Origin of the sequence: Mesorhizobium sp. M6A.T.Cr.TU.017.01.1.1 (genome assembly GCF_004023115.1) — a bacterium.
GTDB lineage: Bacteria > Pseudomonadota > Alphaproteobacteria > Rhizobiales > Rhizobiaceae > Mesorhizobium > Mesorhizobium mediterraneum.
Genome location: NZ_RZTA01000042.1, coordinates 1 through 11,943 on the forward strand (window position 1 = coordinate 1; position 11,943 = coordinate 11,943).

Sequence of the window (11,943 nt, forward strand, 5' to 3'; positions counted from 1 at the left end):
TTGCCGGCGGTCTCGTTTTCGTCGGTTCCTTGCCGACGCTCGACGGATCGCTGCTTGGCTGGCTTCGCCAGATGGATGCGCTCGCCGCGATCGGCGCCGCGCGCGCCGTGCCGGGTCATGGCCCGGTGCCGGCCGACTGGCCGGAGGCGCTGACGGCGGAGCGGCGCTATTTCGAGGTTCTGGCGCGCGATATTCGCAGGGCGATCGCCGACGGGATGCCGCTCAGCGAGTCCGTCAAGACCGCGGGCGCAAGCGAACGGGGCAAGTGGCGTCTATTCGACGAGTATAATGAGCGCAATGCAACCGCCGCCTTTGCCGAACTCGAATGGGAATAGACCGCACGACAAGCGCTGGACGTGGACGAGGTCGATCGATTTGCCAACACATCGTCAAGGGCTTATCCTCGATATCAGCCTGGGCACCACCTCTCTGACATTGGTGGAGGCATCGAAATGCAGAACCACGCTTACCGGAGCCGGCAGCTCGCCTTGCCGCTCGCGGCCATCTTCGCCGCGATCATCTTGGCCGTCGGCACGCTCGTTGGTTCCTCCGGAGCCGCCAACGCGCAGCAAACAACAGCATCTTCGGACAGAATCTGGCAGGATCTGAAAGGCGACGTGTTCGGCGATCGGGCAATTCTGGTCGATAGCGGCGTCGTCAGGATCGAGGCGCCGAAGCGGGCGCAGGATGCCGCCATCGTGCCCGTCGACATCTATATCGACCCCGCCAAGGCGCCTGACGGCATCAAATCCGTCACCTTGATCATCGACGTCAATCCGGCACCGGTGGCGGCGACGTTCCAGATCGGCAAGGACGCCGGCGTGACGCATCTGTCGACGCGTGTGCGCGTCAACGACTATTCCTATCTGCGTGCCATAGCAGAAACGCAGGGTGGCGAGCTCCACATGGCCCAGACGTTCGTCAAGGCATCGGGCGGATGCTCGGCCCCGGCGGTCAAGAACCAGGACGAGGCGCTGGCGACGATGGGGCAGATGAAGCTGCGCCAATTCCCGCCTCAAGAGACGATGACAAAGGCACAGGAATTGCAGTTGATGATCCGGCACCCGAACAATTCGGGCCTGCAGCGCAACCCGCTGACCCAGTATTTCATCCCCGCGCATTTTGTTCAGAAACTATCGATCTCGCAGGCAGACCGGCCGATTCTCTCGATGGAAGGTGGAATATCGATTTCGGAAGATCCCAATTTCCGATTCGATTTCACGGCGCACGGCAATGGCCAAATCCAGGTCGAAGCTATCGATACGGATGGCAAGGTATTTCGCAATCAATGGCCACTGGAGGCTACGGGGCTCTGAAGCCGCGTGCGCAACGCGTTTGTTTAAAAGCAGCGCACGTCGGCTTCCGCCTGCGCGCGCTTCAGTTCCGTGCTCGCGGCTTTTGCCGGCGCGCTTTCGCGAAACAGTCCCGAACGCTCCCCTGTCGTCAGGGACATGCTCTTGAAGGTCTCGGCCCTTTCATAATCCTCGAACGGAAGGATCGAGGCGATGACGTCGATCGAGCAGGAACAGCTCTCCAGCGCCCGACGTGTCTGGCCATTCGTCTGCATGCAGCCGAGCACATAGTCGACAACCGTCACCGTCGGGTAATCGCCGGCGGCGCCGGCCGGATTGGCGAAGGCCAAGGCCGATGTAAGCAACAGCGGCAAGGTCGAAAAGCCGACATATCTGAGCATGGGGAAACCCTCCGTTTGGCCCGGACGTGACAGATCGAGCCCGATGGATCGAGACGGATCACAGCACCAGTTGGCCTCGTGCCACCACGCCAGTCAAGTTCTCATGCAGGCCGTATAGTACCAAAGGAGCAGGGCCGTGCCGGCCGGCAAAAGGCCTCCTCGACGACACGATCACCCCCTCCGAATCCCGGTGCCGACCTTCATTTCATGTCTCCTCCACTATCGGCACCCCGAGCGACACGCGCATACTTAATTTCACACGATCCAATGAATATTCATAAATAAAACTTAATACATTCCGTCCAAAAAATACGCAAAATTGGGTAACTTATATAAATCCAGCCTCATTCACAGTCGATCAATAGCTTTCTGTATGAGTTTTTTCATATCTATTTCTCTATATTGCAGTGCAACATAGACGGAAGTGATTTTTCTTGCCTTCCGCTTGGGGATGACATAGCTTCATCCTGTTTCCGGCTTCAAGGGCGTCACCGTCATTAGGGAGCGGCGACAGTCTTTCGTAGGCCAAGTGGGATGGGCAGTAACGGTGCCCTCTGCTCATTCGGCTTAGGTCGTGACACGCTGCCGGAAATACTTCCCCCACATGAATCGCTTGGGCAAGCCCTCGTGGGCTCAACGGACGATTCGTCATTGTGAACCCTGGGAGGACTTTGATGCGTGTATTTGCGAAAACTGCCTACCTACTAACGACCGCGGCGCTCATGTCGTTCGGCGCGGTCCACATGACGTCGGCCAATGAAGAACTAATGAAAATGGCCGAAAACCCCAAGGACTGGGTGATGCAGACGGGTGACTACGCCAACACCCGCTTTTCCAAACTTAACCAGATCACCAAGGACAACGTGAAGAACCTGCAGGTCAAGTGGAGCTTCTCCACTGGCGTGCTGCGCGGCCATGAAGGCGGGCCGCTGATTATCGGCGATGTGATGTATGTCCACGCGCCGTTCCCGAACACCGTCTATGCTCTCGATCTCAACAATGACGGAAAGATCCTCTGGAAATACGAGCCCAAGCAAGACCCCAATGTTATTGGGATCATGTGCTGCGACACGGTCAATCGTGGCGTCGCCTATGGTGACGGCAAGATCATTCTAAACCAGGCCGACACCACCGTCGTGGCGCTCGATGCCAAGACCGGCAAGGTCGTCTGGTCAGTCAAGAACGGCGAGCAGACCGACGGCGGAAAGGGCGAATCCGGCACGTCAGCACCCGTAGTCGTCAAGGACAAGGTGCTGGTCGGCGTCTCCGGCGCTGAATTCGGCGTTCGCGGCTGGTTGGCCGCCTACAATCTGGCAGATGGCAAGCTCGCCTGGAAAGCCTATTCGGAAGGTCCGGACGCAGACACCCTGATCGATCCCGAGAAGACCACCCATCTCGGCAAACCTGTCGGAAAGGATTCCGGCACGAACACCTGGGAAGGCGAGCAGTGGAAGACAGGCGGCGGCACGACATGGGGATGGTATTCCTATGATCCCAAGCTGAACCTGGTTTACTATGGTACCGGCAATCCCTCGACATGGAACCCGGTCCAGCGCCCAGGCGACAATCGCTGGTCCATGACAATCATGGCTCGCGATGCGGATACTGGTGTTGCCAAATGGCTCTACCAGATGACCCCGCATGACGAATGGGACTTTGACGGCATCAACGAGATGATTCTCGTCGATGGCATGGAGGTCGGCGGCGCCAAGCGCGACGTGCTGGTGCATTTCGACCGCAATGGCTTTGCCTACACCATGGATCGCGCCAGTGGCGAACTTCTCGTCGCCAAGAAATACGATCCGGCAGTGAACTGGGCGACGGAAGTCAACATGGACCCCAGCAGCGACCAGTATGGCCGCCCGCAGGTCGTGGCCAAATATTCGACCCAGGCGAACGGCGAAGACACCAACACGACGGGCATCTGCCCGGCGGCGCTTGGAACCAAGGACCAGCAACCGGCGGCCTATTCGCCGAAGACCGGCCTGTTCTACGTGCCGACAAACCATGTCTGCATGGACTATGAGCCTTATAAGGTGAGCTACACTGCCGGTCAGCCTTACGTGGGCGCCACCGTGTCGATGTATCCTCCCCCTGGAGCCGACCACATGGGCAACTTCATTGCCTGGGATGCTGCCAAGGGCGAGATCGTCTGGTCGAAACCCGAGAAGTTCTCGGTGTGGTCGGGCGCGCTGGCAACCGACGGCGACGTCGTCTTCTACGGCACGCTCGAGGGCTACATCAAGGCGGTCGATCATGACGGGAATGAACTCTACAAGTTCAAGACCCCGTCCGGCATCATCGGCAACATCACGGCCTACGAGCATGGCGGCAAGCAGTACATCGCCGTTCTGTCCGGCGTCGGCGGATGGGCCGGTATCGGTCTGGCAGGTGGACTGCTTTCGCCCGAAAACGCCGCTGCCTGGCATGGCGCCGTCGATCAGGGCCGTGAGCAAGGCGACGAGACTGCGGTCGTTGGGACTGCTGGTCTGGGAGCGGTCGGTGGCTACGCAGCACTGGCCGACTACACGACGCTGGGCGGTCAGCTCACCGTCTTCGGTCTCCCGGACTGACACACGGGAACCTTAGGCACACGCCTCGGGTCTTGTGAAAAGACCAAGGCTTGAAAAGCGAGAGCCCGGATCACCGGGAAGCCAGGACCGGGCTCTCGATTTCGCCGCGCCCCAAAACATCGATCAATGCCGCTTCACGACAGAAAAGCCCGTGTCCGTGGCAAATGAAGGAAGATACTGAATGTCCGTTCGCATTGTAATTTCCGCCCTCGCCCTGGCTCTGCTGCCTCTGGCAAGCTCAAGTCTCGCGCAGGCCGAGGACAGCGCGGAAAAAGCCAAGGCGGTGACGGAAGAGGCCGGCAAACATTTCGACGCGGACGGAAACCCGACCTACAAGATCGAAAACGGAACCGTGGATTGGTACACGTTCAGCGGTTATCGCCGCTATCACTCCGATTGCCATGTCTGTCACGGACCGGACGGCACCGGTTCGAGCTATGCGCCGGCCCTGGTCAACAGCCTGAAAACCATGGATTACGGCACGTTCCTCTCGATTGTCGCCGAAGGCCGCAAGAATGTCGGCGGCGGCAAGGAGAATGTCATGCCTGCCTTTGGCGACAACAAGAACGTCTATTGCTACATGGACGATCTCTACGTCTACCTCCGCGCCCGCGCCGACGGTGCGGCGCCCCGCGGCAGACCGCCGAAGAAAGCAGACAAGCCACAAGCAGCGAAGGATGCCGAAGCATCCTGTATGGGTGGATGATATGACTGGCCGTGATGCGTTGAAGCTGCGTTTTGTGCTGTCGATCGTCGGCGCACTCGCCTTGCCGCCTTCGAACGCCCAGGCGCAGGACGCCGGCCTTGGTGCCGCAGGAGAACTGGTCGACCCCGATATTCTGCGCGTCTGCGCCGATCCTTCGAACATGCCTTTCACCGACAAGAGCGGCGAAGGCTTCGAAAACAAGCTGGCCGAACTGGTTGCAGCGAAAACCGGTCGGAAGTCCGTCGCCTACACGTGGTTTCCTCTTGTCGCCGGCTTCGTGCGCAACACGCTGGCGGCCAACCGATGCGACATCATCATGGGCTATGCCCAGGGCGATGAACTGGTGCAGAACACCAACGCCTACTATCGCTCCTCCTATGTGCTGGTGCACCCGAAGGGCAACGGCATGGAAGGCGTCGAGACGATCGAGGATCCGAAACTCACCGGCAAGAAGATCGGTGTCGTCGAAAGCACGCCGCCGACTGCCAACATGGCTGCCAACAAGCTCTTGCGAACGGCAAAAATCTATCCCTTGGCGGTGGATACGCGCCTCACCCCTTCCATGGGGGAGGTCATGATCAAGGACATGCTCGCCGGCAAGATCGACGCGGCGGTCATTTGGGGACCGATGGCAGGCTACTATGCTAAGGAACTCGGCGCCGACCTCACGATCGTTCCGCTGGTGAAGGAAAAAACCGGCTCGCGCATGTCCTATCGTATCACCATGGGCGTGCGTCCATCCGACCAGGAATGGAAGCGGTCGCTCAACCGGGTGATCAGGGAAAACCAGGCGGAGATCAACAGGATCCTGCTGGACTACAATGTGCCGCTGATCGACGAACACGATAATCCGATCACGCAATGACGATGCCGGTATGAAGGGAAAGGAGACGATTTTGCTGGTCGCTGCGGGCCTTCTCAGTCTGACCGAACCGATGTGGGCTGGCGATATCGCCGAGCCCGGCGGCTACCGGATGGACGAATATCGGGCGCCGGTGCCGCAGACGCTGCAAGGTGCGAGCGTGGTGACGACGGCAGAGGCCGAGGCGCTGTGGCGGGAGAAGAAGGCGGTGTTCTTCGACGTCATGCCGAACACGCCGAAGCCGGCCAATTTGCCGGCAGGAACGATTTGGAGAGAGGCGATCAGAAAGGACATCCCGGGCAGCATCTGGCTGGCCAACGTCGGTTACGGCGCTATCTCCGAGGAGACCGCCAGCTATTTTCGCCAAGGCCTCGCGGCCGAAGCCGGTGCCGACAAGTCGCGCGCTATCCTGTTCTATTGCATGACGAATTGCTGGATGTCCTGGAATGCCGCGAAACGGGCCGTCGAATGGGGCTACAGTTCGGTGATCTGGTATCCGCTCGGCGCCGATGGATGGGAAGGTGCAAACCTTCCGCTGGAGGAGAAGAAGCCTTACGTGATCAGCAATTGAAGCATGAGCATTGTTATTTTCGAACGTCTTGTTTTTCGATTTTTCAGAACCTACCGTTTCATTTGTCCATTTTGAGAGCTGATGGACGAGCCATTGCAATGGTGCCCAGCAATGGTTGACTGAGAAAAGGATCGGCCCCTTCGGGCTGGTAGAAGAGGAGAAATGCCATGAAGAAGAGCTGGACAAAACCGACCATGTGCCAAGTTGCTGCGGGCTTCGAAATTTCGCGGTATCTGCCTGCTGAAATTCCTCCCAAGAAGTAGGCCGCAGAGGTGCGTGTCCCTGGCAACGGGGACACGCACTTTCTTGCCGCGTGAGATCTTCGTGGAAGGCGTTGACGCGTTCAATGCGGGCGCGAAGCGATTCACGGCCGAAAATTTCCTGCTGGTTGAACAAGCCGCAGAGCGGGCATTGCAATGCGCTTGAAGATCATCGGCTCGGCGGCAGGAGGTGGCTTTCCGCAATGGAATTGCAACTATCACCTGAGCCGCGCGGCGCGCAGCGGGATGGCCGGCGTGCATTCGCGGACCCAATCGAGCATCGCCGCGTCAGTGGACGGGGCCGGCTGGGTTCTCTTCAACGCCTCGCCCGATATTCGCCAACAGATTGCGCAAACGCCCGAATTGCAGCCCGCGCACGATGCGCCACTGCGTTCGACGCCTATCCGTGCGGTGGTGCTGACCAATGCCGATGTCGATCATGTCGCCGGCCTGCTCAGCCTGCGTGAGCGGCAGGCTTTCGCTATCTATGCAACGACACAGGTTCTGGCGACGCTGGAGGCGAATTCGATTTTCAATGTTCTCGATCCGTCGCTCGTGCCGCGACGCATCTTGCCGCCGGCGGAAGAACTGGCGATCTACGACGCAGACGGCCACGACACCGGCGTGGCTGTCGAGAGCTTTCCCGTGCCCGGGAAGATAGCCCTTTATCTCGAGGAAAGAAGTCAGCCAGAGGGCAATTTCAGCTCCGACGCCGGCGACACGATCGGCGTCCGTATCGCCGGTGCAGGCAATCGCGGCTCCGTCTTCTATATACCGGGCTGCGCGCGCATCGACGCGACCCTGCGCACGCGCCTAGCCGATGCCGCCTGCCTTCTGTTCGACGGCACGGTCTACACGGACGACGAGATGATTGCCGCCGGCGTCGGCCAAAAAACCGGTGCGCGCATGGGGCACCTGGCAATGTCGGGAGACGCGGGCTCGATCGCCGGCTTGGCCGATGTGAGGATCGGCCGCCGTGTCTTCGTCCACATCAACAACACCAACCCTGTCCTGGACGAGAATTCCGCCGAGCACGCAGCGGTCAAGGCGGCCGGCTGGGAAGTCGCCCGCGACGGGATGGAGATGGAATTTTGAGTGATTTCCACGACGCGGCCAGGAACGGCCTGTCCTCCAGCGAGCTCGAAGCCGTGCTGCGGCAGGTCGGTGCCGAGCGCTATCACAACCGCCACCCTTTCCATCACAGGATGACCAGCGGTGCGCTGTCGAGGATCGAGATGCAGGCGTGGGCGCTGAACCGCTATTGCTACCAGGCCGTCATTCCGCGCAAGGATGCCATGATCCTCGCACATGCCGAGGATCCGGCGTTTCGCGCCGCCTGGCGCAAGCGCATCGAGGACCACGACGGCGAGGACGGCTGGAGCGGCGGCATTGCGCGCTGGCTGCATCTGGCGACCTCGCTCGGTCTCGATGCCGATGCGGTGAAGAGCGAAAGGCTGGCGTTGCCGGCGACATGTTTCGCGGTCGGCGCCTACCTCTCCTTTTGCACGAACCGGACGCTGTTCGAGGCGGTCGCCTCGTCGCTGACCGAGATGTTCTCGCCGCTCATCATCGGCGAGCGGGTTCCGGCGATGCTGGCCAAATACGACTACATCACCGAGGATACGCTGGCCTATTTCAGCCGACGGCCCGAACAGGCCTCGCGCGACGCCGACTTCGCCCTCGCTTACGTGCTCGGCCATGCCGACACGGCGGAACGCCAGCAGCAGGCGATCGATGCGCTGGTGTTCAAATGCGATATACTCTGGGCCATGCTCGACGCGCTTCAACACGCCTATGGCGAGTCGGGAAACATACCGCCCGGCGCCTTTCGTCCGGAGGCAGCCCTATGATGGCGCTGCGCGAAAGAGCCATTGTGTCGCCGCAGTCGGTGCCATCGCTGCCGAAGCACGTGCGCATACAGCACGACCCGGTGCGGCAGGCGTTCGCCGTGCTTTCGCCCGAAAAAATATTTTGGCCGAACGACATCAGCCTCGACATATTGCGCCGCTGCGATGGGCGATCGACGGTCGGCCACATCATTGCCGACCTTGCGGCGGAATATGACGCCGAACAGGAGGCCGTGGCCGCCGACGTCGTCGCCTTCCTGCAGGAATGGTCGGACAAGCTGCTGGTGAAGCTATGAGCGAGCCCCTTCTCCCTCCGATCGGCATGTTGGCGGAACTGACGCATCGCTGCCCGCTGCAATGCCCTTATTGCTCCAATCCGCTCGAATTGCTGAAGGCCAATCGCGAACTCGACACACAGACCTGGCTCGACCTGTTCTTACAGGCGGCCGATCTCGGCGTTCTCCAGGTGCATCTGTCCGGCGGTGAACCGACGCTGCGCCGCGACCTCGAGCAATTGATCGCCGGGCTTTCGGCGCGCGGGGTCTACACCAACCTGATCACCGCCGGCGTCGGCATTGCCGAAGGCCGCATCGAGGCGTTTGCCGAAGCCGGGCTCGACCATCTGCAGCTGAGCTTTCAAGGCGCACGGCCGGCGACCACCGACCGCATCGGCAACCACAAAGGCGGCCACGAAAAGAAGCTGGAGACGGCACGCCGGGCTCGCGCGGCCGGCCTGCCGCTCACCATCAACGCGCCGATCCATCGCCACAACATCGAGGAGGTGCCGGAATTCATCGATCTGGCGCTTTCACTGGGCGCGGAGCGGCTCGAGATCGCCAACGTGCAGTATGCCGGCTGGGCGCTGACCAATCGCGATCAACTGATGCCTGAGCGCGATGCAGTTGAACGGCAGGCGGAGATCGTCGCGGCGGCACGCGAACGGCTGACCGGCATCATGAACATCGATTTCGTCCCGCCGGATTATTTCGCCATCTATCCCAAGCCGTGCATGGGTGGCTGGGCGCGAGACGCCTTCATGGTGACGCCGGACGGCACCGTGCTGCCATGCCATGCCGCACAGACCATCCCATCGCTCAGCTTCGAGCGTTTTGGACCGCGCAGCCTGGCCGATATCTGGACCGATTCGCCAGCATTCAATGCCTTTCGCGGCACCGACTGGATGCAGCAGCCCTGCCGCAGCTGCGAACGGCGTGAAATCGACTGGGGCGGCTGCCGCTGCCAGGCGATGGCGATCGCCGGCGATGCCGCCGCGACGGACCCGGCTTGCGCGAAATCGCCAATCCATGCGCGCATGGCAATGCTAATCGACGAAGCCCAGCGTGCTGCGGCAGTTCCTTCGAAGGACGAACAATTCGTCTACCGGCGGATCGGCGTCGTGACCGAGCCCGCCTGACGCGCTCTTCTATTCCACGGTCTCGCGCTCGCGCACCGCATCGGCGAAAGCCAGCGCATCGCGGTTGACCGCGACATTGTGCACGCGAAAGATCGAAGCGCCCTTCAACCGCAGGATGACGCTTGTCGCCGCTGTGCCGACGTCGCGCCCCTCGTCAGTTCCGCCGACCAGGTGACGGGCAAGACGCTTGCGTGACGTGCCGACCAGCAATGGAAAACCGAGAGCGCGCAATTCGCCGAAGCGAGCCATGAGTTCAAGGTTTTCCTCTCCATCCTTGGCGAAGGCGAAGCCCGGGTCCAGCACGATCCGATCATCCGGGATGCCGGCATGGCGCGCGATCTCCAGCGATCTGTTCAGGAACAGGAACTGGTCGGCGATCACATCCGCCAGTTTTTCGCGGTCGCGCCCGGTGTGCATGATGACGAGACCGGCGCCGGTTTCCGCCGCGACGTGCGCGATGTCTGGTTCGCGCTGCAAGCCATGCACGTCGTTGACGATATGTGCGCCCGCCGCGACCGCCAGACGCGCCGTCTCGGCCCGATAGGTGTCGACCGAAACGAGGCTGCCGCCGTCGGACGACAGCGCCTCGACGACCGGCAGGATGCGCGATTGTTCCTCGCGCGCCGAAACGGCGCCGGCGCCGGGCCGGGTGGACTCGCCGCCGACATCGATGATCGCCGCACCCTCGCCGATCATGCGCCGCGCCTGCTGGAGCGCCCGCTCCGGCCGATCGAATTCTCCCCCGTCGGAAAAACTGTCGGGCGTGACGTTCAAAATCCCCATCAGCAACGAACTCGCGCCAAGATCGAGATGCCGTCCATGAGCAAGGTGCCAGCGCATCATGCATCAACCTTCTGTCATATCAGAAGCCATTCGCGACACGATTGTCACTCACACGATCGCGGTTCCCCCATCTACCTATGCTCGTGAAACAAAAAGGAGCCTAGCAATGACCAAGGAAGCGATCAGCTTTACTTACTATATCGTTTCGACGCCGGGAAAGGTGTTTGAGGCCATAACGAAACCAGACCTCGCACGGCGCTACTGGGGCCACGAGAACGTCTCTGACTGGAAGCCCGGTTCGAGCTGGGAGCATATCCGCGCCAATGATGAGCGGAGCGTCGAGCTCGTCGGCAAAGTCATCGAGGTCTCCGCGCCGACCCGTCTCGTCATCACCTGGGCAAACGCTTCGCAGGCGTCCGATCCGGCGAGCTACAGCCGGGTGACCTTCGAGGTCGAGGAATACAAGGCCATGGTCCGGCTGACCGTCACCCATGACGAGCTCGAAGCCGGCAGCGGGATGGCGAACGGCATCAAGCGCGGCTGGCCGATCGTCCTCTCCAGCCTGAAATCCGTCCTCGAAACGGGTCAAGCGATCGATGTCTTCGCGAAGCCGCGCGCGTCCGAACGGGCGGCCTGACCGCGAAACAGGGAGCCGAGCACATGAGCACTCTCTACACCGGCGGATGCGCGTGCGGCGCGGTTCGCTACGAGGCTAAGGCAACCCCCATCTTCGAGAACCACTGCCACTGCCGTGATTGCCAGAAAAGAAGCGGCACCGGTCATGGATCCTATCTGACGTTTTCGTCGCGAGCGGACGTGACGATCACCGGCACGACAACGGAGTGGCGTGTCGCGGCGGACAACGGGAATGTGAAAATCCATTCCTTCTGCCCGGTCTGCGGAACCCCGGTCTACCTGACGTACACCGCCATGCCGGACCCGATAACGATCCATGCAGCAAGCCTTGACGATCCGGCAAGGTTCAATCCGACCGTGGTGACGTACGGTATCCGGGCCCTCCCCTGGGACACGATGGAAACCGGGTTGAAGACGTTCGAGAAGATGCCATCAGGCTAACCGGCGGTCAGCGAGCGTGACGCACATCGTCCGAGTATCGCTTATGATGAGGGTCGTCCGAGCGCTCTGGTGAATATTAGCGCATTTGATAGTATCGCTCCCACTCCGCCAGCCAAGGCACCGTAGCATGTCGGAAAAGGGTCGAGTAGAGCCTCCA

General features: G+C 60.9%; 14 protein-coding genes and 1 pseudogene. 12 read left to right on the forward strand and 3 right to left on the reverse strand.

Annotation, left to right across the window (positions count from 1 at the left end):
- Window positions 1-335 (forward strand): annotated as a pseudogene (locus EOB36_RS15635) (MBL fold metallo-hydrolase); the annotation flags it as partial.
- A gap of 117 nt (window positions 336-452) precedes the next feature.
- Window positions 453-1,316 (forward strand): quinoprotein dehydrogenase-associated SoxYZ-like carrier, encoded by an 864-nt coding sequence (locus tag EOB36_RS15640; protein ID WP_126105405.1) that lies wholly within the window; start codon window positions 453-455, stop codon window positions 1,314-1,316.
- Between the two features lie 23 nt (window positions 1,317-1,339).
- On the opposite strand, the gene EOB36_RS15645 is transcribed toward EOB36_RS15640, so the two are convergent.
- Complete coding sequence (locus EOB36_RS15645) at window positions 1,340-1,693, reverse strand: hypothetical protein (RefSeq protein ID WP_095489000.1); 354 nt, start codon at window positions 1,691-1,693, stop codon at window positions 1,340-1,342.
- Window positions 1,694-2,367: 674 nt separating this feature from the next.
- Here EOB36_RS15645 and EOB36_RS15650 point away from each other — a divergent pair.
- The 4 genes from EOB36_RS15650 to EOB36_RS15665 all read left to right on the forward strand — a co-directional run bounded on the left by EOB36_RS15650 (window position 2,368) and on the right by EOB36_RS15665 (window position 6,405).
- Window positions 2,368-4,266, forward strand: coding sequence for a methanol/ethanol family PQQ-dependent dehydrogenase (locus EOB36_RS15650; RefSeq protein ID WP_095488999.1), 1,899 nt, complete (start codon window positions 2,368-2,370; stop codon window positions 4,264-4,266).
- A 181-nt stretch (window positions 4,267-4,447) separates the two neighbouring features.
- Window positions 4,448-4,972, forward strand: a complete 525-nt coding sequence (locus tag EOB36_RS15655) for a c-type cytochrome, methanol metabolism-related (RefSeq protein WP_095488998.1) — start codon at window positions 4,448-4,450, stop codon at window positions 4,970-4,972.
- Between the two features lies 1 nt (window position 4,973).
- The gene (locus EOB36_RS15660) at window positions 4,974-5,837 is read left to right on the forward strand and encodes a quinoprotein dehydrogenase-associated putative ABC transporter substrate-binding protein (protein WP_164897529.1); all 864 of its coding nucleotides are present in this window, start codon (window positions 4,974-4,976) and stop codon (window positions 5,835-5,837) included.
- Between the two features lie 10 nt (window positions 5,838-5,847).
- Window positions 5,848-6,405 carry a PQQ-dependent catabolism-associated CXXCW motif protein gene (locus EOB36_RS15665; protein WP_128285182.1) on the forward strand — a complete coding sequence of 186 codons (558 nt, stop codon included), beginning with the start codon at window positions 5,848-5,850 and terminating at the stop codon, window positions 6,403-6,405.
- A gap of 58 nt (window positions 6,406-6,463) precedes the next feature.
- Here EOB36_RS15665 and EOB36_RS34395 read toward each other — a convergent pair whose 3' ends face one another.
- A complete protein-coding gene (locus tag EOB36_RS34395) occupies window positions 6,464-6,601 on the reverse strand; it encodes a hypothetical protein (protein ID WP_164547143.1) in 138 nt (45 codons plus the stop codon).
- Window positions 6,602-6,821: 220 nt separating this feature from the next.
- Between EOB36_RS34395 and pqqB the strand changes: the two genes are divergently transcribed.
- Genes pqqB through pqqE form a run of 4 tightly spaced genes read left to right on the forward strand, consistent with a single transcriptional unit; the run spans window position 6,822 to window position 9,926 of the window.
- Window positions 6,822-7,760: a pyrroloquinoline quinone biosynthesis protein PqqB gene (gene pqqB, locus EOB36_RS15675; protein ID WP_128285183.1), complete on the forward strand. Its 939-nt coding sequence runs from the start codon at window positions 6,822-6,824 to the stop codon at window positions 7,758-7,760.
- A complete protein-coding gene (gene pqqC / locus EOB36_RS15680; protein ID WP_128285184.1) occupies window positions 7,757-8,515 on the forward strand; it encodes a pyrroloquinoline-quinone synthase PqqC in 759 nt (252 codons plus the stop codon). The genes pqqB and pqqC overlap by 4 nt, the downstream gene beginning before the upstream one ends.
- Window positions 8,512-8,808, forward strand: coding sequence for a pyrroloquinoline quinone biosynthesis peptide chaperone PqqD (pqqD, locus tag EOB36_RS15685; RefSeq protein ID WP_095488993.1), 297 nt, complete (start codon window positions 8,512-8,514; stop codon window positions 8,806-8,808). The genes pqqC and pqqD overlap by 4 nt, the downstream gene beginning before the upstream one ends.
- Window positions 8,805-9,926, forward strand: a complete 1,122-nt coding sequence (gene pqqE, locus EOB36_RS15690; RefSeq protein ID WP_127205139.1) for a pyrroloquinoline quinone biosynthesis protein PqqE — start codon at window positions 8,805-8,807, stop codon at window positions 9,924-9,926. The genes pqqD and pqqE overlap by 4 nt, the downstream gene beginning before the upstream one ends.
- A 9-nt stretch (window positions 9,927-9,935) precedes the next feature.
- On the opposite strand, the gene folP is transcribed toward pqqE, so the two are convergent.
- On the reverse strand, window positions 9,936-10,769 hold the full coding sequence (gene folP / locus EOB36_RS15695) for a dihydropteroate synthase (protein WP_128285185.1): 834 nt from the start codon (window positions 10,767-10,769) through the stop codon (window positions 9,936-9,938).
- Between the two features lie 106 nt (window positions 10,770-10,875).
- Here folP and EOB36_RS15700 point away from each other — a divergent pair, with 106 nt between their 5' ends.
- A complete protein-coding gene (locus EOB36_RS15700) occupies window positions 10,876-11,346 on the forward strand; it encodes an SRPBCC family protein (protein WP_128285186.1) in 471 nt (156 codons plus the stop codon).
- Between the two features lie 23 nt (window positions 11,347-11,369).
- Window positions 11,370-11,786 (forward strand): GFA family protein, encoded by a 417-nt coding sequence (locus EOB36_RS15705; RefSeq protein ID WP_128285187.1) that lies wholly within the window; start codon window positions 11,370-11,372, stop codon window positions 11,784-11,786.
- Window positions 11,787-11,943 lie beyond the last annotated feature (157 nt).